This is a genomic window from Serratia sp. Nf2 (assembly GCF_003028435.1).
Classification (GTDB): Bacteria; Pseudomonadota; Gammaproteobacteria; order Enterobacterales; family Enterobacteriaceae; genus Serratia; species Serratia marcescens_L.
This window is the reverse complement of sequence record NZ_PYTW01000003.1, coordinates 156,527-180,468: the sequence shown is the minus strand read 5'-3', so window position 1 is coordinate 180,468 and position 23,942 is coordinate 156,527. Positions and strand designations below refer to the sequence as shown.

Below are 23,942 nucleotides of genomic sequence, written 5' to 3'. Positions count from 1 at the left end.
GCTTAATGGCGCCCTTGACGTTATTGCCGCAGGTAGACCTGCGGCAGCGACACTTCGGGATGATGCACCACGCCGAGATCGGCCTGATACCAGCGGGTGAGGATCTCCGTTTGCAACACGTCCTGCGGCGTGCCGCTCGCCACCAGGCGCCCCTGATGCAGCAGCAGGATCCTATCGGCGTACAGCGCGGCCAGATTGAGGTCGTGCAACACGCAGCAGACGCCCAGCGGCTGTTGGCGCGTCAGCGAGCGCAGCAGGCGCAGGGTATGCTGCTGGTGATACAGATCCAGCGCCGAGGTCGGTTCATCGAGGAACAGCCAGGCGGGAGACGGTTGCGGTTGCCACAGCTGCGCCAACACCCGCGCCAGCTGCACCCGCTGCTGTTCGCCGCCGGACAGTTGGCGGTAGTCGCGCTGCGCCAGCGCCAGGCAGTCGGTTTGCGCCATCACCTGTTGGATTGCCTGATGCTCGTCGCGTTTGCCGTGCGGCGATCGCCCCATGCTGACCACTTCTTCCACGCTGAAAGGAAACGCCAGATCGCTGTATTGACGCATCACGGCCCGGACTTTGGCCAACTGCTGCGGCGCCCAGTGTTCCAGCGGGCGGTCCAGCAGCCGACATTCGCCGCAGTCCGGCGTTAAATAGCCGGTCAGCAAGCGCAGCAGCGTCGATTTTCCGGCGCCGTTAGGGCCGATAATCGCCACCATTTCACCGCCGGCAAGGCTGAGCGAAACGTCGTTGATCAACCGGCGCGTACCGAGGCTGTAACGCAGCTCCCGGGCTGTCAGGCAGGCGGCGTTATCCACCGGCTCGCTCCCGCTGGCGCATCACCAGCCACAAGAAATAGGGACCGCCGATCAGGCTGGTCATCAACCCCACCGGCATTTCGGCCGGCGCCACCAGCGTGCGCGCCAGCGTATCGCTGACCAGCAACAGGCAGGCGCCGCCCAGCGCGGAGCAGGGCAGCAGCCAGCGGTGATCGCCGCCGAGACGCATGCGCACCAGATGTGGCACCACCAGACCGACGAAGCCGATCACGCCACTCATCGCTACCGCCGCACCGATCAGCAGGGCACTCAGCAACAGCAGCTGCAGTTTGGCGCGCTGGACGTTAACCCCGAGGTAGTGGGCCTCTTCGTCCCCCAGCTGCAACAGGTTCAGCCGGCGCGCCTGCAGCAGCGTCAGCAGCGCCGCAGGCAGGATCAGCGAGGCGGAAACCGCCAGCGTCGGCCACTGCGACTGGCTGAGGCTGCCCATCATCCACAGCGAGAACTGGCGCAGCTGTTGATCGCTGCTGACGTAGGAGAGCACGCCGATGGCCGCCATGCACAGGGCGTTGATGGCGATGCCCGCCAGCAGCAGCCGCGACAGATTGCCGTGCCCGCTGCGGCTGATGCCGTAGATCAATAGCGACACCAGCAGGCTGCCGAGGAACGCCGCCAGCATATGGCCGTACAGCGCGATCGTCACCGGCAACGCCAGCGGCATCACGATGAACAGCGCGACAAACAGCGCGCCGCCGCTGCTGATGCCCAGCAGGCTCGGATCCGCCAGCGGGTTGCGGAACAGCCCCTGCATCACGGCGCCGGACACCGCCAGCGCGCAGCCGATCACCACCGCCAGCAGCACGCGCGGTAGGCGGATGTTCAACCAGATGTGCCAGGCGGCGTCGCTGAAAGGTTCGCGCCACAGGGTGCGAAACGACAGCGTCAGCGCGCCCAGGTTGGCGGCGACCAGCGCCAGCAGCGTCAGCAGCACCAGCAGACCGATGATGGCCAACTGAGGCGAGGTGCGACAGCGCATTACTTTTGCTCCGCCGCGTGGCGCAGTTTGGCCAGCGCCGCCGGCGTTTCCAGACCGAAGCCCAGCAGCGCCATGTCATCGACGATCAGCACGCGGCGCTGCTTGCCCGCCGGCGTCAACGCCAGGCCCGGCAGCGTCCACAGCTGCTGTTCGCCGCCGAGGGTGCGTACGCCGTCGGTGGTGACCAGCAACAGATCCGGCGCGCTGGCGATGACGCCTTCCTGCGACAGCGGGCGGTAGCGGTCAAAGCCCTGCATGGCGTTTTTCAGGCCGGCGGCGGCGATCACTGCGTCGGCGGCGGTGTGTTGGCCGGCGGCCATCGGCGTAATGCCGCCGTGGCTCATCACGAACAACACCTTGACCGGCAGCGGGGAGGTATCGACCGCCGCCAGCTGTTGTTGATAGCGTTCGCTCAGCTGTTTGCCTTGCTCAACGCGTTGCAACGCGGCGGCGATCGTAGCGATTTTCTGCGGCACCGCCTGCAGGGTGGTGTCACCCGGCACGCTGACCACTTTGACGCCGCTGTCCGCCAGCTGTTTGAGCACCAGCGCCGGTTGTGCCAGCTCGGTCGTCAGCACCAGCGTCGGCTTCAGCGCCAAAATGCCTTCGGCATTCAGCTGGCGCATATAGCCGACGTCCGGCAGCTTTTTCACCGCTTCCGGATGCAGACTGGTGCTGTCGCGGGCGATCACCTCGTCGCCGGCGCCGAGCGCGAAGGCGATTTCCGTCACGTCGCCGCCGATCGAGACGATGCGCTGCGCCGCCGCCGCGGTGAGCGGCAGCGCCAGCGACATCATCAACGCCAGGCGGCGGATCAAGGAAGATTTCATGCGGCGATGTCCTTGGCGGCGAGCGCGGCAACCTGCTCGCGCCACTGGGTTTGTTCCGGCTGGCCTTCGGTACGCTGGCCATACAGCTGCGCGATCTGCGTGCCGTCGGCGGCGAACAGCTCCAGGCTGGTGACGATGCCGTCCTTGGTCGGTTTGCGGGTGATCCAGCTTTCGGCGATGGCGTCTTCGATCAGGTGCAGCGTGAAGCGACGGTTGAACACGTTGATCCAGCCTTCCTGCGGCATCAAACGTTCGATCTGGCCGGTGAAGATCTGCACGCAACCGCGGTTGCCGACGAAGATCATGATCTCGTTTTGCTGCTGCTGCGCCGCTTCCAGCAGCTGTGACAGCGCGCTGTTGTCCACCTGGTAGGCCAGATCGTCGCCGACGGCGCGGAAGGCCTGCTGGCGGGTCAGCTTGTTGCGGCTCAGCAGCTGGAAGAACTGGTGAACGTCGGTCATCGCGCGCCACTCACCGTCGATTTTGGCATGATCCTGCGTCGTTTCATCCGCGGTGCTCGCCTCGGCGGGCTGCAGCGCCAGCGCCGGGTTTTCTTCGCTCAGGTGGCGCTCCACCAGTGCCATCCAGGCCGGCAGATCGGTTTCTTCGGTGGTGTAGACCTTGTGCAGCGCATCGCCCTGTTGGTCGAAGAACTGGATGCTGTGGCGCACGCCGCGCTTGTTGGTTTCGCTCATGGCGAAAACGCTGGTCCAGTGGTTGAGGAACAGGCGCAGATCCAGCTCGCGCGGGTTGAGGATCAGCCCGGCGTGGCCGTTGAGGTGCTGGTTGCGGTAGCGGCCCATCTGCTCATGCACCGCATAGCTGTTGCGGGTGATGGACTTGGTGACGCCGACCTGCTCAAGCTCGGTCAGCAGGGTGCGCGCGTCGGCCTGCAGGCGGCGAGTGTCGTGGCCGACGCGGGCGTGCGTCAGCTCCGCTTCGCTGACGCCGAGGATCGCCGCCAGATCGCGGGCGTATTTGCCGGGGTGATCGATTTTAGCCTGTTGGTAGCGTTCGTATAGGGTATTGCTCATGCGGGATTCTCCTGCGCTGTAATGCGAACGGCGGACAACCGGGTTGTCCGCCAGATAGTCAAATGATTACCACTGGTAGCTGACCAGCAGTTTGGCGTTGCGGCCATCCTGCGGGACGCCCTGCGGCGAGTAATATTCTTTGTCGAAGGCGTTGCCCAGCACCACGGTGGTGGTCATGCCCTGCAGCCGATCGCGGCCCTTGTAGCTCAGATAGAAGTCGTTGACGCCATAGCCGGCTTGTTCGGCCGTGCCGGTCTCTACGCGCGTCGCGCGTTCGGTAAAGGTGGCGACCCAGCCGGCAGACAGACCGGTTTCGCCCAGCGGCACGTCCAGCGAGCTGGTGACGGTGTCTGGATTGATGCTGCTTAACCAGTCACCGGTCGCTTCATTTTTGCCACGGGTACGGTTATAAGCCAAATCCCAGCCGAACCATGGTGTTTTATAGCTGAGCGTAGCGTCCCATCCCCAGATTTTGGCGCGATCGATATTGGTCGAGAATGTGGTGCAACTGATGCAATAAGGACCCCGCGGACCGCGACCCAGTTCCATAGTGACATCGGTGGTGATGTAGTCCTTGGCTTTGGTATCGAAATAGCTGGCTTTGAACTGCAGGCTATCATCGGCCAGCATCAAATCATCGAAACGCAGACCAAACCCGTACTCTTGGGTTTCGTTGGTTTCCGGTTTCAAATTCGGGTTAGGCACCCAATAGTTGGTGATGGTGGTTGGTCCCATTGGAATTGAGAAGTGCTTGGCGTCGTTGTACATCTCACCCATCGTCGGTGCGCGGAACGCCTGAGAATAGGAGCCGAACAGCATCAGCCAGTCGGTAGGCGTAATACTGACCGCACCGCGAGAGGACCATTTGTCCGCATCCACATCGGCATAGCCGTCGCTTGAGCCTTTGTAATTGTCATACCGGGTGCCGGCGAGCAGAGTGACAGGCAGATCGCGCAGCGTGATTTCATCCTGCAGCCAGCCTGAAGCGAAATTGATTTTTGCTTGTGGGAAACTTTCGGTAGCGCCGCCCGGTGTTTGTTCCTGTTTGTAGGCCTCGGTGCCGTAGGTCAGTAGGTGCGAGGCGAAAGTATCCGCAAACAGGCGCGTTCGGTTTTCGAGTTTGGCGCCTTTCGTGGTTTGTTTGCGTGCTTCATCTTCACTGCCATTGGCGTGAGCGTTAATTTTCACGTCTGAATAATACACTTTCGCTTCCGCATCCAGCCAATCTTGGCCGGCTGGTTTCAGTTTGTAACTCAGTGCCGCGTCGCGTTGAATCGTCGAACGATCGGTCATTAAGTTTCCACTGGAGCTGGCTGGCGTTTGCGGGTTTTTCGGCTCCTGCGCGTTGTTATTGTAGTAACGAAGATTGCCACTCAGCGACTGATTGTCGTCGATTTTCCAGGTGCCTTTGGCCAGCACGTTGCTGATGGTTTCGTCGTTTGGCGCATCGAAGCCGTTGCCCTGACGCAGATTGCCGACGTCGCGGGTGCCGAAAGACAGCAGGCCGTCGAGGTTATCGGTCTTGCCATAGGCGCTGGCGCCCATGCCCAGGCTGTGATCGCCGCTGCCGGCGGTGCCGTAGACGCGGAACCCGCGATCGTGGCCCGGCAGCAGCAGATCGGCGGCATCGACGGTCTCATAAGACACTACACCACCCAACGCGCCGCTCCCGTACAGCAACGCGGAGGGGCCGCGCACGACTTCAATGCGTTTCACTAACGCAGGATCCAAAAATGTGCCGTTAATATGGCCGGTATCGGTCCCCTGGCGGATGCCGTCGACCAGCGTCAGCACGCCGCGTCGGTCGTAACCGCGCATCATGAGATCCTGCCCATTGCTGCGCCCGGAACCCGTGACGGTAATGCCCGGCACGCGGCGCAGCATATCGGCGGCGGTGCCTGCAGTTTGGCTTTCCGGCGAGTTGCCTTCGATGACCGTGACCATCATCGGCGCTTCAAAGCTGCTGCGCTGGTTGCCGGTGGCGACCACGGTCATGGTCTCGTCGGCGGCTTTGGCTTTTTTAGCCGGCGCCGCGTTGGAAGAGGATGTTGTGCTGGTGTTTTGTGCCAAGGCCACCGTAGGCAGAGCGCAGGCAATCGCCAGACTCAAAGCGGAAAAACGCAGCCGGGTGGAAAATGTCAGAGGCATGGTGCAACTCTCCGTATGTAATAAAACATATCAATAGATTTGCTGGCTGCCTGGATCAAAAGATCGGGGTGGCTGGCGTTTGAGGGTTCTGTGTTTATTTGGTCAGGATCAATTTCCCGGCTTTGGTCTGCCGCAGCTGATAGCGCTGGCCCTGATGGGTAATGAACGCGATGCCGTCGGCGCCGAGCAGCTGTGCGCTGTCGTAGCTGGGCGGCGCGTTTGCGCTGTGCTCGGTCGGGGCCGCGGCGGCGGGGGTAGGCGTGTTGGCAGTATCCATCATCATTGTGCTTATAAAACAGACCATTAAATGGTAATTAATATCAAACTGAGAATCATTATCATGTGAAGGAAAGGTTACATCAAGGAAAATTTTCTTACCGATGGAACCTTTTTGTCGAACGGACATCCGGCGGCGGGCCGAGCGCACTCGGCCCGTAAAAAAGGGGCGTTACTTCAGCAGGGTTTCGATGCGGTCAAACAGACGTTCGGGTTTGGTGATCGGCGCAAAGCGCGTGACGCGCTGGCCGTCGGCGGTGAGCAGGAACTTGGTGAAATTCCATTTGATGCGGCGGCTGCCCAGAATGCCGGGTGCCAGGTGTTTCAGCTCATTGAATAGCGGGTGTGCGCCGGGGCCATTAACGTCTATCTTGCTGAACAGCGGGAAACTGACGCCGTAGTTGAGGCTGCAAAAGTTGGCGATCTCCAGCGGGCTGCCCGGCTCCTGAGAACCGAACTGGTTGCAGGGGAAGCCGAGCACCACCAGGCCGCGTTCGCGATAGTATTGCCACAAATTTTCCAGCCCGCGGTACTGCGGGGTAAAGCCGCACTTGCTGGCGGTGTTGACCACCAGATAAGCGCGCGCCGGGAAATCGCCCAGCGTTTTTTGCTCGCCCTGCAGCGTGACGCAGGGAATGGATAACAGAGAGTGAATCATGCCGGGGCTCCAGGTGCGTTTCGGCGGGTGTTAAAACGTTGCAATCAGTATAGATGAGCGGGGCGGGAGGGATAAAGCCGGGGCGTGGCCCCGGCCTCTAGTGCGTCAGAAACGGCTATCGACCGCATCCGCCAGCATCGCCAGCAGCTGCTCACTGTCGGACCAACTCAGGCAAGGATCGGTGATCGACTGGCCATAGGTCAGCGGCTGGCCGGCGACGATTTTCTGCGTGCCTTCCACCAGGAAGCTTTCCGCCATCACGCCGGTGATGGCGGTGGAGCCGGCGCGGATCTGTTGGCAGACGTTGTCGGCCACTTCCAGCTGTCGGCGGTGCATCTTCTGGCAGTTGCCGTGGCTGAAGTCGATCACCAGGTGCTCCGGCAGATCGAACTCGCGCAGGCTGTCGCAAGCGGCGGCGATGTCGCTGGCGTGGTAGTTCGGCGTTTTGCCGCCGCGCATGATGATGTGGCCGTACGGGTTGCCGCTGGTCTGGTAGATGGTCATCTGGCCATGTTTGTCCGGAGACAGGAACATGTGCCCGGCGCGCGCCGCGCGAATGGCGTCGATGGCGATGCGGGTGTTGCCGTCGGTGCCGTTTTTGAATCCGACCGGGCAGGACAGCGCCGAGGCCATTTCACGGTGGATCTGGCTTTCGGTGGTGCGCGCGCCGATGGCGCCCCAGCTGATCAGATCGGCGATGTATTGGCCGACCACCATGTCCAGGAATTCGGTGGCGGTCGGCAGGCCGAGCTGGTTCACTTCCAGCAGCAGGCGGCGCGCCATTTCGATGCCGCGGTTGACCTGGAAGGTGCCGTCCAACGCTGGATCGGAGATCAGGCCTTTCCAGCCGACGACGGTACGCGGTTTTTCGAAATAGGTGCGCATCACGATCTCCAGGCGATCCTGGTAGCGTTCGCGCAGGGCGTTCAGCCGGCCGGCGTAATCGACGGCGGCGTCGAGATCGTGGATGGAGCAAGGGCCGATCACCACCAGCAGGCGGCGGTCTTCACCGGTGAGAATTTTTTCAATGCGTTTACGTGACGCCGTCACGTTATCGGCGATGGCCGCCGAGATCGGCAGCGTGTCCGCCAACGCTTGCGGCGTGACGAGGCTGTCGATGCGCGCGGTCCGCAGTTCATCTGTTTTGTACATGTTGTTCCCTGGAAACTGTTCTTCTCTGCGGCAGGAGTGCCGGGAAGTGATGGCGATCACAATAACGCAAAAAGCGCTGAATTCAACCGTAGAGATTGTGTTCTGTTGATCAAAGCCGCGAAAAAAAGCACAAAAAAATCAGCTGTTGCTGAAATAAACGGCAGGCGGCGGGGCACGGCGGCCCCGCGAGGAAAGGATCAGAACATGCGGCGGCTCATGCCGAGGATGTCGAGGATTTTGGTGGAGATTTCTTCGACCGAATAGTTGGTGGTATTGAGGTAGCGGATCTGATTTTTGCGGAACAGCGCCTCAACCTCGGCGATCTCCATGCGGCACTGGCGCAGTGAAGCGTAACGGCTGTTTTCACGCCGTTCTTCGCGGATCGCCGCCAGGCGCTCCGGATCGATGGTCAGGCCGAATAATTTATGCTGAAACGGTTTCAGCGAGGCCGGCAGGTGCAAATTGTCCATATCGTCGGCGATAAACGGGTAGTTGGCGGCGCGGATGCCAAACTGCATCGCCAAATAAAGGCTGGTGGGGGTTTTGCCGCAGCGCGACACGCCGAGCAGGATCACCTGCGCCTGATCGAGGTTGCGCAGTGAAATGCCGTCGTCATGCGCCAGGGTATAGTCGATGGCGGCAATGCGCGCGTCGTACTTGCCGAGGTTGCTGGCGGTCAGACCGTGGGTACGGTTCGGCACCGGCGTCGGCTCCACTTCCAGCTCACCCTGCAGCGGGCCGACCAGCGCCTGCACGATATCCTGACAGAAGCCCTGGCTCTGCACGATCACATCGCGCACTTCCGGCGAGATGATGGAGTAAAACACCAGCGGACGCACGCCTGTTTCATTATAGATATCATCGATTTGTTGGCGTACTGCGCGAGCGCGCGCCTCGGTTTCGACAAATGGCAAGGTGTACGTGGTCGCCGTGACCGGGAACTGCGACAGCACCGCGTGCCCCAACACTTCGGCGGTGATCGCCGTACCATCCGAAATATAAAAAACGCTTCTTTCCACCCGAGGCTCCTTACCTGAAAACGGTGTTCCTGCTGTCATCACTGTCAATATCATGGGCCGCGGACGATCCGTCGGTAAAGGGGCGAGGGGAAAAATTGTGACGGCGAGGCGGTAAAGCGCGTTGCGGCGGCGCGTGAAGAAAAGCGCGCTTTGCCGGCGATAAAAATCGTGGCGCAGCGACGCTTTTCGAACTGAAACGCAAACTTGCCGCTATTTTCACCAAAAACGGTAGCGTTTGCGTGGTCATTGAAACAGAAGTTTAAAAAGAACGTAATTTGTTGAGAACTAAGCTTTTCGTGCGATTGGGAACGGTTCCCATGCAAATCAGCCGGTTAGGACATTCTCTTAAAAACCACTTTCTTCAGTGGGTTGATCGATTCACCTTTCCATTTTCCCCAGATCAGTGTGCTAGTCTGATTCGGTTCCGTGTTAGCGGCGCCGTAAAGCAAGCGAATTAAATCCGTCTTTACCCTACTGATAGCAATAAGGATTGTCTCGATGTCCAACAATGGCCCAGACTTGCGTAATGTGCTTTGGTACAACCAGCTTGGCATGCACGACGTTGACCGTGTCGGCGGCAAAAACGCCTCCCTCGGTGAAATGATCACCAATCTTTCCGATTTGGGCGTGGCCGTGCCAAACGGTTTTGCCACCACCGCACAGGCGTTTAACGATTTCCTCGAACAAAGCGGTGTTAACCAGCGCATCTATCAGCTACTGGATCAGACCGACGTTGACGACGTTGCACAACTGGCCAAGGCCGGCGCCCAGATCCGCCAATGGGTGATCGACACGCCGTTCCACGCCGAGTTCGAACGTGAAATTCATCAGGCTTACCAACAGCTCGCCGACGGCGAACCGGAAGCCTCTTTTGCGGTGCGCTCCTCCGCCACGGCGGAAGACATGCCGGACGCGTCCTTTGCCGGCCAGCAGGAAACCTTCCTCAATGTGCAGGGCATCGACGCCGTGATGGTGGCGATCAAGCACGTGTTCGCGTCGTTGTTCAACGACCGCGCCATCTCTTATCGCGTGCACCAGGGTTACGACCACCGCGGCGTGGCGCTGTCGGCGGGCGTACAGCGTATGGTGCGCTCCGATCTGGCCTCCTCGGGCGTGATGTTCACCATCGACACCGAGTCCGGCTTTGATCAGGTGGTATTCATCACCTCCGCCTTCGGCCTGGGTGAAATGGTGGTGCAAGGCGCGGTGAACCCGGATGAGTTCTACGTGCACAAACCGACGCTGCAAAACGGCAAGCCGGCGATCGTGCGCCGTAACCTGGGCTCGAAAAAGATCCGCATGGTGTACGCACCGTCGCAGGATCACGGCAAGCAGGTGCGCATCGAAGACGTGCCGGAAGCGCAGCGCAGCCGTTTCTCGCTGACGGATGACGAAGTGCAGGCGCTGGCGCAGCAGGCGATCCTGATCGAAAAACATTACGGCCGCCCGATGGATATCGAGTGGGCGAAAGACGGCCATACCGGCAAGCTGCTGATCGTGCAGGCGCGCCCGGAAACCGTGCGCTCCAACGAGCAGACCATGGAGCGCTACCAGCTGAACGGCACCAGCCCGGTGCTGGTGGAAGGCCGTGCCATCGGCCACCGTATCGGCGCCGGTCCGGTGAAAGTGATCCACGACATCAGCGAAATGGATCGCATCCTGCCGGGCGACGTGCTGGTGACCGACATGACCGACCCGGATTGGGAACCGATCATGAAGAAAGCCGCCGCGATCGTCACCAACCGCGGCGGGCGCACCTGTCACGCGGCGATCATTGCCCGTGAGCTGGGCATTCCGGCGGTGGTGGGCTGCGGCCACGCCACCGACGTGCTGAAAGATGGCCAGAAAGTCACCGTCTCCTGCGCGGAAGGCGATACCGGCTTCGTTTACAGCGATATGCTGGACTTCAGCGTGCAGAGCTCCGAAGTGACCGAGCTGCCGGATCTACCGCTGAAGATCATGATGAACGTCGGCAACCCGGATCGCGCCTTCGACTTCGCACGCTTGCCGAACGAAGGCGTGGGCCTGGCGCGGCTGGAATTTATCATTAACCGCATGATCGGCGTGCACCCGCGCGCGCTGCTGGAGTTCGACCAGCAGACGCCGGCGCTGCAAAACGAAATTCGCGCGTTGATGCAGGGTTACGATCACCCGGTCGAGTTCTACGTCGGCCGTCTGACCGAGGGTATCGCGACGCTGGGCGCCGCCTTCTGGCCGAAGCGCGTGATCGTGCGCCTGTCCGACTTTAAATCCAACGAGTACGCCAACCTGGTGGGCGGTGACAAGTATGAACCGCACGAAGAGAACCCGATGCTGGGCTTCCGCGGCGCCGGCCGTTACGTGGCCGACAGCTTCCGCGATTGCTTCGCGCTGGAGTGCGAGGCGGTGAAACGCGTGCGTAACGAAATGGGGCTGACCAACGTCGAAATCATGGTGCCGTTCGTGCGCACCGTGGCGCAGGCGGAAGCGGTGGTGGCCGAGCTGGCGCGTCAGGGGCTGAAGCGCGGCGAAAATGGGCTGAAAGTAATCATGATGTGCGAGATCCCGTCTAATGCGCTGTTGGCGGATCAGTTCCTCGAGCACTTCGACGGCTTCTCCATCGGTTCCAACGACATGACCCAGCTGGCATTGGGGCTGGATCGCGATTCCGGCGTGGTGTCGGAGCTGTTCGACGAACGCAACGAGGCGGTGAAAGCGCTGCTGTCGATGGCGATTCAGGCGGCCAAGCGCCACGGCAAATACGTCGGCATCTGCGGCCAGGGCCCATCCGACCACGAAGACTTCGCCGAGTGGCTGATGGAGCAGGGCATCGACAGCCTGTCGCTCAATCCGGACACCGTGGTGCAGACCTGGATCAATTTGTCGAAAAAGAAATAATGTCTCGTCTTCGCTGAGGCATTAACGTCGGGCCGCAGTTAACGCTGCGGCCTTTTTATTTCTGAATGTAAATAACGGCGCGTAAAGTAATCAATTCGGCGAAAAAAGAATAAAAAAAAGCCCACCGTAGGAGATGGGCAAAGACTACACACAGCAATTCACATGTATGGCATTACATTGTTCAGAAAGGTTGCTTTAAAATCAGTGATTTGAAGCAATAGATGGCCATAATACTAGATTTTTGAACGCGACTAGTCATTAAGAATCATCCTAATCGATAGCGGCATCACATTTTATTTGCGGGAGTTATCTCTTTTTGCCGTTTGCAACAAACAGGGATTTACATTGCACCTTTCATTCGCTGTACCGTAATCAATATATGGCGGCATTATATTTGGCGGAGATATTACTCGAATGAGGTAGGAATAATGACCGGAGTGAAATGTTCCGCCCGGCGGTGCGGGCGGAAGAGGGGAATCAGCGTTTTTCCAGATCTTCGATGACTTGCTCCGGCGCGGTGGTCGGCTCCGGCGCTTCATCCATCCAGGCGGTCAGCAGGCGATAAGATACCGCCAATACCACCGGGCCGATGAACAGGCCAATCATGCCGAAGGCCAGCAAACCGCCGATAACGCCGGACAGGATCAGCAGCAGCGGCAGATCGGCGCCCATGCGGATCAGCACCGGGCGCAGCACGTTATCCAGCGTGGCTACCACGCAGCTCCAGACCAGCAGCACGGTGCCCCAGGTGGTGTCGCCGTGCCAGTACAGCCAGATGATGGCCGGCACCAGCACCAACAGCGGCCCCAATTGCGCCACGCAGCAGATAAAGATCAGCATCGTCAGCAGAGTGGCGGCCGGAATGCCGCTCACCGCCAGACCGATGCCGCCCAGCACCGACTGCACCAACGCCGTCACCACCACGCCCAGCGCGACGGCGCGGATCGCCTGGCCGCCCAGCAGCACCGCCGCATCGCCGCGTTTGGAGCCGAGGCGCACCGCAAAGTGACGGATACCCAGCGCCACCTGCTCGCCGCGCGCATACAACAAGGCGCTGAACAGCAGCATCAGCGCGCAGTGCAGCAGCAGACGGCCGATATGCGCCGCCTGCGCCACGAACCAGGTGGCGGTCTGGCCGAAGTACGGTTGCACCTTCGCCAGCAGTGCGGCGCCGCCGGCGTTCACCAGCGTGTGGTAGCTGGTATAGAGCCTGTCACCGATCATCGGCACGGACTGTAGCCAGGCGAGATCGGGAATATGCAGCTTGCCTGGCGAACTGGCCCAGGCGATCAGCGGCGCGCTGTTATCCACCACGCTGCTGATCAGCAGGGAAATCGGCAGAATGAACAGCAGGATCAGCAGCAGGGTCATGACCAACACCGCCAGCGAGCGGCGGCCCCACAGCAGTTTTTGCAGTTTGAGCAGCAGCGGCCAAGTGGCGATCACCACCATGCCCGCCCAGGCGAAGCCGAGAATAAACGGTTGGATCACCCAAAAACAGGCGACGATCATGATGGCGATAAACAGCACGCCGAAAATAATTCGCGGTAAGTCGTAACGCGATTGCGGGAGTGGCATCAGTGGCTTCTCATCCTGGTCAATTAAATCCCTGGCACCGGCGAATCGGGTGCCTGTCGGTCGGTTTATCACCGCCGGTCGGCCGCCTGTGGCGGCGCTCGCGGGGCGGTAATAATGTGAATGCCTTCACTAAACGAGTATGTTAGTTTTTAGTATCACTAAAAAATAGGGTGGGTCTGAATTAAAGGCCCGATTCAGCGTACATCAGCGCATAAAAAATAGACGGACAGGGTCAAAAAAGCGAATGATCCCACAGATTTCTCAGGCGCCCGGCCTCGTTCAACGGGTGCTCGACTTTTTGGAAGCACTGAAGCAAAACGGATTCAACGGCGATACCGCCACCAGCTATGCCGACCGGCTGACGATGGCCACCGACAACAGCATTTATCAGTTGTTGCCCGATGCGGTGGTGTTCCCCCGTTCCACCGCCGACGTGGCGCTGATCGCCCGTCTGGCCGGGGAAGAGCGATTCAATACGCTGACCTTCAGCCCGCGCGGCGGCGGCACCGGCACCAACGGCCAGTCGCTCAATACCGGTATCGTGGTCGATATGTCGCGACATATGAACCGCATTCTGGAGATCAACGTCGAACAAGGCTGGGTAAAAGTCGAAGCCGGGGTGATCAAGGATCAGCTGAATCAATACCTGCGGCCGTTCGGCTACTTCTTCTCGCCGGAACTGTCCACCAGCAACCGTGCCACGCTGGGCGGCATGATCAACACCGACGCCTCCGGCCAGGGCTCGCTGGTGTACGGCAAAACCTCCGATCACGTGTTGGGCCTGCGGGCGGTGCTGCTGGGCGGTGAGATGATCGATACCCGCGCCATGCCGACGGCGCTGGCGGAAACGATTGCTCTGGAAGAGACCGTCGAAGGGCGCATCTACCGCACGGTGCTGAACCGCTGCCGCGAGCAGCGCGCGCTGATCCTGGAGAAATTCCCCAAGCTCAACCGCTTCCTCACCGGTTACGATCTGCGCCACGTGCTGAGCGACGATCTGCAAACCTTCGATTTGACGCGCATCCTGACCGGCGCCGAAGGCACGCTGGCGTTTATTACCGAAGCGCGGCTGGACATCACGCCGCTGCCGAAAGTGCGCCGCCTGGTCAACGTGAAATACGACTCCTTCGACTCGGCGCTGCGCAATGCGCCCTTTATGGTCGAAGCCAAGGCGCTGTCGGTGGAAACCATCGATTCCAAGGTGCTGAACCTGGCGCGTGAAGACATCGTTTGGCACTCGGTGAACGAACTGATCGCCGACGTGCCGGATAAAGAGATGCTCGGGCTGAACATCGTCGAGTTCGCCGGCGACGATCGGGTGCTGATCGACGGCCAGATGGAAACCCTGTGTCAACGGCTGGACGAATTGATCGCGCAGCGGCAGGGCGGCGTGATCGGTTACCAAATCTGCGGCGATCTGGTGGGCATCGAGCGTATTTACAACATGCGCAAGAAGGCGGTTGGGCTGCTGGGCAACGCCAAAGGGCGCGCCAAGCCGATTCCGTTCGCCGAGGACACCTGCGTGCCGCCGCAACACCTGGCGGACTATATCGTTGAATTCCGTCAACTGCTCGACGATCACAACCTGAGCTACGGCATGTTCGGCCACGTCGACGCCGGGGTGCTGCACGTGCGCCCGGCGCTCGACATGTGCGACCCGCAGCAGGAGGTGCTGATGAAGCAGATCTCCGATCAGGTGGTGGCGCTGACCGCCAAATACGGCGGCCTGCTGTGGGGTGAACACGGCAAGGGTTTCCGCGCGCAATACAGCCCTGAATTCTTCGGGGAAACGCTGTATGAGGAGCTGTGCCGCATCAAGGCGGCGTTCGATCCGGATAACCGCCTGAATCCGGGCAAGATCTGTTCGCCGCTGGCGGTGGATGCGCCGATGATGCAGGTGGACGCAGTCAAACGCGGCACCTTCGATCGCCAGATCCCGGTCGAGGTGCGCACCTCGTTCCGCGGCGCGCTGGAGTGTAACGGCAACGGCCTGTGCTTCAACTTCGACGTGCGCAGCCCGATGTGCCCGTCGATGAAAATCAGCGGCAACCGCATTCATTCACCGAAAGGGCGGGCGACGCTGGTGCGCGAGTGGCTGCGTCTGTTGGCCGAGCAGGGCGTCGATCCTTTGGCGCTGGAAAAACAGTTGCCGCAGCAGCGCCTCAGCTTGCGCGGCCTGATCGAAAAGACCCGCAACAGCTGGCATGCCGGCAAGGGCGAGTACGACTTCTCGCACGAAGTGAAAGAGGCGATGTCCGGCTGCCTGGCCTGTAAGGCCTGCTCCACCCAGTGCCCGATCAAGATTGACGTGCCGGGATTCCGTTCGCGCTTCCTGCAGCTCTACCACACTCGCTATTTGCGCCCGGTGAGCGACTACATGGTCGCCGGCGTAGAGAGCTATACCCCGTTGATGGCCCGCGCGCCGAAGGTGTTCAACTTCTTCTTCCGCCAGCCGTGGCTGCGGGAGATGAGCCGCAACGCCATCGGCATGGTCGATCTGCCGCTGCTGTCCAGCCCGACGCTGCGCCAGCAACTGTCCGGCCACCGCGCGACCACGCTGACGCTGGAGCAGTTGGAAGGGCTTAGCGCCGAGCAGCGCGCAGAGCACGTGCTGATCGTCCAGGATCCGTTTACCAGCTATTACGACGCCAAAGTGGTGGCGGACTTTGTCCGGCTGGTGGAGAAGCTTGGCTATAAACCGGTGCTGCTGCCGTTCTCGCCAAACGGCAAGGCGCAGCATGTGAAAGGTTTCCTGACGCGGTTCGCCCGCACCGCGCGCAAAACCGCCGATTTTCTCAACCGCGTGGCGCAGCTCGATATGCCGCTGGTGGGCGTCGATCCGGCGCTGGTGCTGTGCTACCGCGACGAATACCGCGAGATCCTCGGCGCCGAACGCGGCGATTTTCAGGTGCAGCTGGTGCATGAATGGTTGCAACAGCGGATCGCGGATCGCGCCGAACAGCCGGCGACCGGCGAGCCGTGGTATCTGTTCGGTCACTGCACCGAAACCACCGCGCTGCCGGCGAGCGGCCAACAGTGGGCGGCGATCTTCGCCCGCTTCGGCGCCAAACTGGAGAACGTCAGCGTTGGCTGCTGCGGCATGGCGGGCACTTACGGGCATGAAGCCAAGAACCTGCAAAACTCGCTCGGCATTTATGAGCTATCATGGCATCCGACGCTGCAGCGTTTGCCGCGGCAGCGCTGCCTGGCGACCGGTTATTCCTGCCGCAGCCAGGTGAAACGCATCGAGGGCAATGGCGTGCGTCACCCATTACAGGCACTTCTGGAGATGATTGAGTGAAATTGTGGAAACGTGAAACATCGCTGGAGCAGCTGAACCGCGCCGGCGACGGCTGCATGGTCAGCCATGTGGGCATCGAGTTTACCCAACTGGGAGAGGATTTCCTCGAGGCCACCATGCCGGTCGACGGCCGCACCCGGCAGCCGTTCGGGCTGTTGCACGGCGGGGCGTCGGTGGTGCTGGCGGAATCGATGGGATCGATGGCCGGTTACCTGTGCAGCGAAGGCGAGCAGAAAGTGGTGGGGCTGGAGATCAACGCCAACCACCTGCGCGCGGTATTCGATGGCCAGGTGCGCGGGGTGTGTCGCGCACTGCACGTCGGCCGTCGCCATCAGGTGTGGCAAATCGAGATCTTCGACGCGCGCGATCGGTTGTGCTGCACCTCGCGTCTGACCACGGCGGTCATCGACTGATTCCCGCCGGTTTCCGCAGGCGATCGGCCTGCGGAGCCTTTCGCTTTACAGCTGAAACGGCACGCGTTTGACGAAGTCCTTCTGAAACGCGTTCGCCTTCTCCCAGGTGCCTTCCATTGCATATTTTTGGCAGATCAGCGTCAGCGTGTGGCGGGCGAAGTGGTAGCTTTGCACCCGAAACAGCTGGCAGCGCTGCGGGTTGTTGATTTCGACGATCAGCCGGTTATGCAGCTTGCTGAGCGCGTGCAGATAGCTGTCGTCGTCGCCGTTTTCCAGGCACAGATTGGCCATGGTGAGGCTGACGCTGTTGTACCGCTTCAGGTGGTCGATATTGCATTCCGGGCGCCGCAGCGCCGCTTCGGCCATGTAAAAGTCCACCGTGGCGTCGCGCACGCTGAATTTGTAGTCATCAATCTTGCCCAGCAACCATGCGTTGATCGAAAGAGTCATTGGCTTCGCGCTCAAATTACAATTGAATGATAATCATTATCATATAAACTGCCGCGTTGCCGATCAATCCCCGGCGTGGCGTTTTTTCATCGCGCGGGGTGTAAAAGGCCGCCGACGACCCAACTTAATCCTGAGCGACTAAACTTTAATCTGAGGGCGCGCGCGCGCGTTGCGCCGCGAAATGCCGATAAACGCACATTTACGACAGACAGAATGCAGAAATAGGTATTTTCTATGAATGTTTAGATCGGCAACGCACCGCAGCGCTGTAACGCTGACGGGCCACCGGGGAGTGCGGTACGGTGATGCAGGATAGATAACGAATTCATAGGGATAGCATGCACACCTTGCCGCCTGACGCCGCAAGCGGCCACGGGTGTCCCGTTGGCTTGCCGCGCGCCGCAGCGAAAAACCGCGCTCGCGGCGGATACCCCCGCAAAACAAACGGTTGAAGTGATAATCGTTATCACTAACATATAAGCAACCCAGATTGGCTGTGGCCAAACACGAGTGTGAGGTAGACCCTATGCAAACGGAAAATGTCGGCACTTTTTCTCTGGATGAAAATGTCTGGCAAGGCATTTCGCTCAGCGACAGCGCCGTACGACAAATAACGAAACTGATGCAGCAGGATCCGCAGGTGAAAGGGCTGCAGCTAGGGGTGAAACAATCCGGCTGCGCCGGCTTTGCCTATGTGCTGGATCTGACCCGCGAACCCGCCGATGACGATCTGCTGTTTGAGCGCGACGGCGCCAAACTCTATGTGCCGCTGAAAGCCATGCCGTTCATCGATGGCACCACGGTAGATTACGTCCGCGAAGGGCTGAATCAGATATTCAAATTCAACAACCCTAAAGCTCAGCATGCCTGCGGGTGCGGCGAGAGCTTTGGCGTTTGAGCGATGCAATCAACATGACACGAAGCAATGTAGAAATGCCTAATGAAGTGCAGGCTTGGGTCAGCGAAGGTCGCTACAAAGAAGGTTTCTTCACCCAGCTGGCAACCGATGAGTTGGCCAAAGGCATCAACGAAGAGGTGGTGCGCGCCATCTCGGCCAAGCGCAACGAACCCGAGTGGATGCTGGAATTCCGCCTTGAGGCCTACCGCGCCTGGCTGCAGATGGAAGAGCCGCACTGGCTGAAGGCCAATTATGATCGCCTGAACTACCAGGACTACAGTTACTATTCGGCGCCGTCCTGCGGCAGCTGCGACGACGCCTGCGGTTCGCAACCCGGCGCCGAGCAGCAACCGGGCGCGGCGACGGAAAAAGATTACCTGACCAGCGAAGTGGAGCTGGCGTTCAATCAGCTCGGCGTGCCGGTGCGCGAGGGCAGCGAGGTGGCGGTGGACGCCATCTTCGACTCGGTCTCGGTCGCTACCACTTACCGTGAAAAACTGGCGGAAAGCGGGGTGATCTTCTGCTCGTTCGGCGAAGCGATCCAGGAATACCCGGATCTGGTGCGTCAGTACCTGGGGCGCGTGGTGCCCTCCAACGATAATTTCTTCGCCGCGCTGAACGCCGCGGTGGCCTCCGACGGCACCTTCGTCTATGTGCCGAAAGGCGTGCGCTGCCCGATGGAGCTGTCGACCTATTTCCGCATCAACGCCGCGAAAACCGGCCAGTTCGAACGCACCATCCTGATCGCCGACGAAGGCAGCTATGTCAGCTACATCGAAGGCTGCTCCGCCCCGGTGCGCGACAGCTACCAGCTGCACGCGGCGGTGGTGGAAGTGATCCTGCATAAAGACGCCGAAGTGAAATACTCGACGGTGCAGAACTGGTTCTCCGGCGGCGAGAGCAAGGGCGGCATCCTCAACTTCGTCACCAAGCGCGCGCTGTGCGAAGGCGCTGGCTCGAAAATGTCCTGGACCCAGTCGGAAACCGGCTCGGCCATCACCTGGAAATACCCAAGCGTGATCCTGCAGGGCGACAATTCGATCGGCGAATTCTTCTCGGTGGCGCTGACCAGCGGCCATCAACAGGCGGACACCGGCACCAAGATGATCCACATCGGCAAAAACACCAAGTCGACCATCATCGCCAAAGGCATCTCCGCCGGCCACAGCGAGAACACTTATCGCGGCCTGGTGAAAATCCTGCCGGGGGCGGAAAACGCCCGTAACTTTACCCAGTGCGACTCGATGCTGATCGGGCCGGACAGCGGTGCCCACACGTTCCCTTACGTTGAAGCGCGCAACAACAGCGCTCAGCTGGAGCACGAAGCCACCACCTCGAAGATCGGCGATGACCAGCTGTTCTACTGCCTGCAGCGCGGCATCAGCGAGGATGACGCCATTTCGATGATCGTCAACGGTTTCTGCAAGGACGTTTTCTCCGAGCTGCCGCTGGAGTTCGCCGTCGAGGCGCAGAAACTTCTGGCCATCAGCCTGGAACACAGCGTGGGTTAATCGCCGCATTTTTAGCGCCGCCGGCGCTATCTGAGGACACAGCATGTTAAGCATCAAGAATTTGAAAGTCAGCGTGGAAGGCAACGAGATCCTCAAGGGATTGGATCTGGAGATCAAACCGGGCGAAGTGCACGCCATCATGGGGCCGAACGGCTCGGGCAAGAGCACGCTGTCCGCCACGCTGGCCGGGCGTGAAGAGTACGAAGTGACCGAAGGGGAAGTTACCTTCAAGGGCAAGGATCTGCTGGAGCTGGATCCGGAAGATCGCGCCGGTGAAGGCGTGTTCCTGGCCTTCCAGTACCCGGTGGAGATCCCCGGCGTCAGCAACCACTTCTTCCTGCAGACGTCGGTCAACGCGGTGCGTAAATACCGCGAGCAGGAGCCGCTGGATCGCTTTGACTTCGCCGATTTCATCGAAGAGAAAATCGCGCTGCTGGATATGCCGGCCGATCTGCTGACCCGTTCGGTCAACGTCGGCTTCTCCGGCGGCGAGAAAAAACGCAACGACATTCTGCAGATGGCGGCGCTGGAGCCGGATCTGTGCATTCTCGATGAAACCGATTCGGGCCTGGACATCGACGCGCTCAAGATCGTCGCCAACGGCGTCAACTCGCTGCGGGACGGCAAGCGCGCCTTTATCATCGTGACCCACTATCAGCGCATTCTGGACTACATCAAACCGGATTATGTACACGTGCTGTCCCAGGGGCGCATCGTCAAATCCGGCGATTTCTCGCTGGTGAAACAGTTGGAGGAGCAGGGCTATGGCTGGCTTACCGACCAACAGTAATTCAAACGCGCTGCAGCAGCTGTATCGCCTGTTCGAAGGCCGCGGCGGCGAGCGTTCGCCGCATGCGCTGGCCCACTGGCAGCAGGCGTTGCGCCTCGGCTGGCCGACGCGCAAGCATGAGAACTGGAAATACACGCCGCTGGAGAGCTTGCTGGAGCAGCAGTTCCTCGAGCCGCAGCCCGCATTGGTGAGCGCAGAACAGCTCGAGGCGCTGGCGCTTGGCATTGATGCCTGCCGGCTGGTGTTTATCGACGGCCGCTACAGCGCCGCGCTGAGCGATGGCGATCTGGGCGACTACCAGTTCGATTTGACCGCCTACGGCACGCCGCAGGCGCTGCCGGAGCCGATCCAGCCGGAGGTTTTCCTGCACCTGACCGAAAGCCTGGCGCAGGAAACCAGCCTGATTCGCTTGCCGGCCGGCAAAGCTCCGGCACGCCCGCTGTACCTGCTGCATATTAGCAGCGGACGCGGTGCCACCGGGGAAGTGAACACCGTGCATCACCGCCATCATCTGGAGATCGGGCGCGGGGCCGAGGCGGAAGTGATCGAACACTATGTCAGCCTAGGCGAGGCCGCGCACTTCACCGGCGCGCGCCTGACCGCCAACGTGGCGGACAACGCCGGGCTGTTGCACTGCAAGCTGGCGTTTGAGAGCCAGCCAAGCTACCACTTTGCCCACAACGATCTGGTTATCGGCCGCGACGCGCGGGTGAAAAGCGACAGCTTCCTGCTGGGCGCCGGCCTGACGCGGCACAACACCAGCGCACAGCTGAACGGCGAAGGCGCAAATCTGGTGATCAACAGCCTGGTGCTGCCGGTGGGCAAAGAGATCTGTGATACCCGCACCTATCTGGAGCATAACAAAGGCTATTGCGAAAGCCGCCAGCTGCATAAAACCGTGGTCAGCGATCGCGGCAAGGCGGTGTTCAACGGCATGATCAAAGTGGCCAAGCACGCGATCAAAACCGACGGCCAGATGACCAACCACAACCTGCTGTTGGGTAAGGTGGCGGAAGTGGATACCAAGCCGCAGCTGGAGATCTACGCCGACGACGTCAAATGCAGCCACGGCGCCACCGTGGGGCGCATCGATGAAGAGCAGCTGTTCTATCTGCAGTCGCGCGGCATCGACAAACACGCGGCGCAGCAGATGATCATCTTTGCCTTCGCCGCCGAGCTGACCGAAGGCATCGCCAATGACACCATCCGGGAACGGGTGCTGGCGCGCATCGCCCAGCGCCTGCCGGGGGAGGCTGCATGAGTTATCCGATTGAACGCGTGCGCGGCGATTTCCCGCTGCTGGCGCGTGAGGTGAACGGCCAACCGCTGGCCTATCTCGACAGCGCCGCCAGCGCGCAGAAACCGCAGGCGGTGATCGACCGCGAGCTGGCGTTCTACCGCCACGGTTATGCGGCGGTGCATCGCGGCATTCACACCCTGAGCGCCGAAGCGACTCAGCAGATGGAAGCGGTGCGGGAACAGGCGGCGCGCTTTATCAACGCCGCCTCGGCGGAAGAGATGGTGTTCGTCAAGGGCACCACCGAAGGCATCAATCTGGTGGCCAACAGCTTTGGCCGCCACCTGCTGCAGCCGGGCGATGCGATTCTCATCACCGAGATGGAGCACCACGCCAACATCGTGCCGTGGCAGATGCTGGCGCAGGAGCGCGGGCTGCAGCTGCGGGTGTGGCCGCTGCAGCCGGACGGTACGCTGGATCTGGCGCTGCTGCCGGAGCTGGTCGACTCGTCCTGTAAACTGCTGGCGCTGACCGAGGTCTCCAACGTGCTGGGCACCGTCAACCCGGTGCGTGACATCATCGCCCGCGCCAGAGCCCTGGCGCCGGATTTGACGGTGCTGGTGGACGGCGCGCAGGCGGTGATGCACCAGCGCGTCGATGTCCAGGCGCTGGACTGCGATTTTTACGTGTTTTCCGGCCACAAGCTGTACGGCCCTTCCGGCATCGGCATGCTGTATGGCCGTCAGGCGCTGCTGCAGCAGATGCCGCCGTGGGAAGGGGGCGGCTCGATGATCCGCCAGGTCAGCCTGACGGCGGGCACCACCTTTGCCGATCCGCCGTGGCGCTTTGAGGCCGGTTCGCCGAACACCGCCGGCATCATGGGGCTGGGGGCGGCGTTCGATTACGTCGAAGCCCTGGGCCTGAATGCGATCCACGATTATGAACAGTCGCTGATGCACTACGCGCTGAAGGCGCTCAGCCAGGTGCCGACGCTGAAAGTCTATGGCCCGGCCCATCGCGCCGGGGTGATCGCCTTCAATCTAGGTGAACACCATGCCTATGACGTCGGCAGCTTCCTCGATCAGTACGGCATCGCCATTCGCACCGGCCATCACTGCGCCATGCCGCTGATGGCGTTTTATCAGGTGCCGAGCATGTGCCGCGCTTCGCTGGCGTTATATAATACCCGCGAAGAGGTGGACCGGCTGGTGGCCGGGCTGCAACGCATTCATCAGCTATTAGGCTAGGCCGGGGCGCGTCCCCGGCGGTACAAAAGGATCCCCATGGCGAATTTGCCGGACAAAGATAAATTGGTGCGTAATTTCTCCCGCTGTTTGAACTGGGAGGAGAAATACCTGTACGTGATTGAACTCGGCGCCAAATTGCCGCCGCTGGAAGAGGCCGAGCGGCAGGCCGGCAACCTGATCTCCGGCTGTCAGAGCCAGGTGTGGATCGTGATGCGCCGCGATGAGCAGGGGCAGGTCGAGTTTCACGGCGACAGCGACGCGGCGATCGTCAAAGGGCTGCTGGCGGTGGTGTTTATTCTGTATCGCCAATTGACGCCGCAGCAGATTGTCGAGCTCGACGTGCGGCCGTTTTTCGCCGAGCTGGCGCTCAGCCAGCACCTGACGCCTTCACGCTCACAGGGGTTGGAGGCGATGATCCGCGCCATTCGCAGCAAAGCGGCGCAGCTGGCCTGACCCATAACGCCCGCATCCTCAAGGCTCATTGATACCTCCGCTTTGTCAATGAGTCTTTACAATCCGCAGTTTTCCCCCGGACAACGCCCTCTATTCAGTGATATTTCAGCAGCTTACCTGTTGACGTTTCGTTGACAATCAGCGGCAACGATTACGTTATAACGTGTTGATTTTTAGAGGACTTATTGCCTTTGATACCAGCATTGCTAGTATTAATCAGGTATTGTCTGATTTACCCACCGCCAGGCGCTCGTTAGCCTTGGGGGC

Annotated in this window: 20 protein-coding genes and 1 other RNA gene; 9 read left to right on the top strand and 12 right to left on the bottom strand. The window is 60.6% G+C overall.

Going from position 1 to position 23,942, the window contains the following annotated elements; genetic code table 11:
* Window positions 1–20: 20 nt before the first annotated feature.
* The 9 genes from C9411_RS08645 to C9411_RS08605 all read right to left on the bottom strand — a co-directional run bounded on the left by C9411_RS08645 (window position 21) and on the right by C9411_RS08605 (window position 8,959).
* On the bottom strand, window positions 21–806 hold the full coding sequence (locus tag C9411_RS08645; RefSeq protein WP_063989697.1) for a heme ABC transporter ATP-binding protein: 786 nt from the start codon (window positions 804–806) through the stop codon (window positions 21–23).
* Window positions 799–1,803, bottom strand: a complete 1,005-nt coding sequence (locus C9411_RS08640) for an iron ABC transporter permease (protein ID WP_033638351.1) — start codon at window positions 1,801–1,803, stop codon at window positions 799–801. Before C9411_RS08640 ends, C9411_RS08645 begins: the two co-directional genes overlap by 8 nt.
* On the bottom strand, window positions 1,803–2,633 hold the full coding sequence (locus C9411_RS08635) for a hemin ABC transporter substrate-binding protein (RefSeq protein WP_060429961.1): 831 nt from the start codon (window positions 2,631–2,633) through the stop codon (window positions 1,803–1,805). Before C9411_RS08635 ends, C9411_RS08640 begins: the two co-directional genes overlap by 1 nt.
* Complete coding sequence (locus C9411_RS08630; protein WP_049271968.1) at window positions 2,630–3,667, bottom strand: hemin-degrading factor; 1,038 nt, start codon at window positions 3,665–3,667, stop codon at window positions 2,630–2,632. Before C9411_RS08630 ends, C9411_RS08635 begins: the two co-directional genes overlap by 4 nt.
* A gap of 66 nt (window positions 3,668–3,733) precedes the next feature.
* Entirely contained in the window at window positions 3,734–5,815 is a 2,082-nt protein-coding gene (locus C9411_RS08625; protein WP_107226877.1) for a TonB-dependent hemoglobin/transferrin/lactoferrin family receptor, read from the bottom strand.
* Between the two features lie 94 nt (window positions 5,816–5,909).
* Window positions 5,910–6,092 carry a hemin uptake protein HemP gene (gene hemP, locus C9411_RS08620; protein ID WP_016927944.1) on the bottom strand — a complete coding sequence of 61 codons (183 nt, stop codon included), beginning with the start codon at window positions 6,090–6,092 and terminating at the stop codon, window positions 5,910–5,912.
* 171 nt (window positions 6,093–6,263) lie between these two features.
* Entirely contained in the window at window positions 6,264–6,749 is a 486-nt protein-coding gene (locus tag C9411_RS08615; protein WP_063989700.1) for a glutathione peroxidase, read from the bottom strand.
* A gap of 105 nt (window positions 6,750–6,854) precedes the next feature.
* On the bottom strand, window positions 6,855–7,901 hold the full coding sequence (locus tag C9411_RS08610; RefSeq protein ID WP_107226876.1) for a 3-deoxy-7-phosphoheptulonate synthase: 1,047 nt from the start codon (window positions 7,899–7,901) through the stop codon (window positions 6,855–6,857).
* Between the two features lie 197 nt (window positions 7,902–8,098).
* Window positions 8,099–8,959, bottom strand: coding sequence for a pyruvate, water dikinase regulatory protein (locus C9411_RS08605; protein ID WP_049239973.1), 861 nt, complete (start codon window positions 8,957–8,959; stop codon window positions 8,099–8,101).
* Window positions 8,960–9,418: 459 nt separating this feature from the next.
* Here C9411_RS08605 and ppsA point away from each other — a divergent pair, with 459 nt between their 5' ends.
* Window positions 9,419–11,797, top strand: coding sequence for a phosphoenolpyruvate synthase (gene ppsA, locus C9411_RS08595; RefSeq protein ID WP_107226875.1), 2,379 nt, complete (start codon window positions 9,419–9,421; stop codon window positions 11,795–11,797).
* Window positions 11,798–11,906: 109 nt separating this feature from the next.
* Here the strand turns inward: ppsA and rprA are convergent.
* Both rprA and ydiK read right to left on the bottom strand, forming a co-directional pair.
* Window positions 11,907–12,018: antisense sRNA RprA (gene rprA, locus C9411_RS08590), an RNA gene on the bottom strand.
* A 256-nt stretch (window positions 12,019–12,274) separates the two neighbouring features.
* Entirely contained in the window at window positions 12,275–13,375 is a 1,101-nt protein-coding gene (gene ydiK, locus C9411_RS08585; RefSeq protein WP_025302642.1) for an AI-2E family transporter YdiK, read from the bottom strand.
* A 244-nt stretch (window positions 13,376–13,619) separates the two neighbouring features.
* Between ydiK and C9411_RS08580 the strand changes: the two genes are divergently transcribed.
* Both C9411_RS08580 and menI read left to right on the top strand, forming a co-directional pair.
* Window positions 13,620–16,676: an FAD-binding and (Fe-S)-binding domain-containing protein gene (locus tag C9411_RS08580; protein ID WP_107226874.1), complete on the top strand. Its 3,057-nt coding sequence runs from the start codon at window positions 13,620–13,622 to the stop codon at window positions 16,674–16,676.
* Window positions 16,673–17,089, top strand: coding sequence for a 1,4-dihydroxy-2-naphthoyl-CoA hydrolase (gene menI / locus C9411_RS08575; protein WP_016927938.1), 417 nt, complete (start codon window positions 16,673–16,675; stop codon window positions 17,087–17,089). The genes C9411_RS08580 and menI overlap by 4 nt, the downstream gene beginning before the upstream one ends.
* A gap of 45 nt (window positions 17,090–17,134) precedes the next feature.
* Here menI and C9411_RS08570 read toward each other — a convergent pair whose 3' ends face one another.
* The gene (locus C9411_RS08570) at window positions 17,135–17,539 is read right to left on the bottom strand and encodes a hypothetical protein (protein WP_004931369.1); all 405 of its coding nucleotides are present in this window, start codon (window positions 17,537–17,539) and stop codon (window positions 17,135–17,137) included.
* Between the two features lie 526 nt (window positions 17,540–18,065).
* Here C9411_RS08570 and sufA point away from each other — a divergent pair.
* The 6 genes from sufA to sufE are packed head-to-tail and all read left to right on the top strand — an operon-like array spanning window position 18,066 to window position 23,675.
* Complete coding sequence (gene sufA, locus C9411_RS08565; RefSeq protein WP_004931368.1) at window positions 18,066–18,437, top strand: Fe-S cluster assembly scaffold SufA; 372 nt, start codon at window positions 18,066–18,068, stop codon at window positions 18,435–18,437.
* Window positions 18,438–18,451: 14 nt separating this feature from the next.
* Entirely contained in the window at window positions 18,452–19,948 is a 1,497-nt protein-coding gene (sufB, locus tag C9411_RS08560; RefSeq protein ID WP_033638360.1) for a Fe-S cluster assembly protein SufB, read from the top strand.
* A 43-nt stretch (window positions 19,949–19,991) separates the two neighbouring features.
* Window positions 19,992–20,738 carry a Fe-S cluster assembly ATPase SufC gene (gene sufC / locus C9411_RS08555; protein ID WP_004931365.1) on the top strand — a complete coding sequence of 249 codons (747 nt, stop codon included), beginning with the start codon at window positions 19,992–19,994 and terminating at the stop codon, window positions 20,736–20,738.
* Window positions 20,713–21,999: a Fe-S cluster assembly protein SufD gene (gene sufD, locus C9411_RS08550; protein ID WP_107226873.1), complete on the top strand. Its 1,287-nt coding sequence runs from the start codon at window positions 20,713–20,715 to the stop codon at window positions 21,997–21,999. Before sufC ends, sufD begins: the two co-directional genes overlap by 26 nt.
* Window positions 21,996–23,222 carry a cysteine desulfurase SufS gene (sufS, locus tag C9411_RS08545; RefSeq protein WP_107226872.1) on the top strand — a complete coding sequence of 409 codons (1,227 nt, stop codon included), beginning with the start codon at window positions 21,996–21,998 and terminating at the stop codon, window positions 23,220–23,222. Before sufD ends, sufS begins: the two co-directional genes overlap by 4 nt.
* A gap of 36 nt (window positions 23,223–23,258) precedes the next feature.
* Window positions 23,259–23,675 carry a cysteine desulfuration protein SufE gene (sufE, locus tag C9411_RS08540; protein WP_107226871.1) on the top strand — a complete coding sequence of 139 codons (417 nt, stop codon included), beginning with the start codon at window positions 23,259–23,261 and terminating at the stop codon, window positions 23,673–23,675.
* Window positions 23,676–23,942: the final 267 nt, after the last annotated feature.

Excerpts from the sequence above, each read along its gene's own strand:
- C9411_RS08640 (WP_033638351.1), bottom strand. The coding sequence starts at position 1,803 with ATGCGCTGTCGCACCTCGCCTCAGTTGGCCATCATCGGTCTGCTGGTG.
- C9411_RS08635 (WP_060429961.1), bottom strand. The coding sequence starts at position 2,633 with ATGAAATCTTCCTTGATCCGCCGCCTGGCGTTGATGATGTCGCTGGCG.
- C9411_RS08630 (WP_049271968.1), bottom strand. The coding sequence starts at position 3,667 with ATGAGCAATACCCTATACGAACGCTACCAACAGGCTAAAATCGATCAC.
- C9411_RS08625 (WP_107226877.1), bottom strand. The coding sequence starts at position 5,815 with ATGCCTCTGACATTTTCCACCCGGCTGCGTTTTTCCGCTTTGAGTCTG.
- hemP (WP_016927944.1), bottom strand. The coding sequence starts at position 6,092 with ATGGATACTGCCAACACGCCTACCCCCGCCGCCGCGGCCCCGACCGAG.
- C9411_RS08615 (WP_063989700.1), bottom strand. The coding sequence starts at position 6,749 with ATGATTCACTCTCTGTTATCCATTCCCTGCGTCACGCTGCAGGGCGAG.
- C9411_RS08610 (WP_107226876.1), bottom strand. The coding sequence starts at position 7,901 with ATGTACAAAACAGATGAACTGCGGACCGCGCGCATCGACAGCCTCGTC.
- C9411_RS08605 (WP_049239973.1), bottom strand. The coding sequence starts at position 8,959 with ATGACAGCAGGAACACCGTTTTCAGGTAAGGAGCCTCGGGTGGAAAGA.
- ppsA (WP_107226875.1), top strand. The coding sequence starts at position 9,419 with ATGTCCAACAATGGCCCAGACTTGCGTAATGTGCTTTGGTACAACCAG.
- ydiK (WP_025302642.1), bottom strand. The coding sequence starts at position 13,375 with ATGCCACTCCCGCAATCGCGTTACGACTTACCGCGAATTATTTTCGGC.
- C9411_RS08580 (WP_107226874.1), top strand. The coding sequence starts at position 13,620 with ATGATCCCACAGATTTCTCAGGCGCCCGGCCTCGTTCAACGGGTGCTC.
- C9411_RS08570 (WP_004931369.1), bottom strand. The coding sequence starts at position 17,539 with ATGACTCTTTCGATCAACGCATGGTTGCTGGGCAAGATTGATGACTAC.
- sufA (WP_004931368.1), top strand. The coding sequence starts at position 18,066 with ATGCAAACGGAAAATGTCGGCACTTTTTCTCTGGATGAAAATGTCTGG.
- sufB (WP_033638360.1), top strand. The coding sequence starts at position 18,452 with ATGACACGAAGCAATGTAGAAATGCCTAATGAAGTGCAGGCTTGGGTC.
- sufC (WP_004931365.1), top strand. The coding sequence starts at position 19,992 with ATGTTAAGCATCAAGAATTTGAAAGTCAGCGTGGAAGGCAACGAGATC.
- sufD (WP_107226873.1), top strand. The coding sequence starts at position 20,713 with ATGGCTGGCTTACCGACCAACAGTAATTCAAACGCGCTGCAGCAGCTG.
- sufS (WP_107226872.1), top strand. The coding sequence starts at position 21,996 with ATGAGTTATCCGATTGAACGCGTGCGCGGCGATTTCCCGCTGCTGGCG.
- sufE (WP_107226871.1), top strand. The coding sequence starts at position 23,259 with ATGGCGAATTTGCCGGACAAAGATAAATTGGTGCGTAATTTCTCCCGC.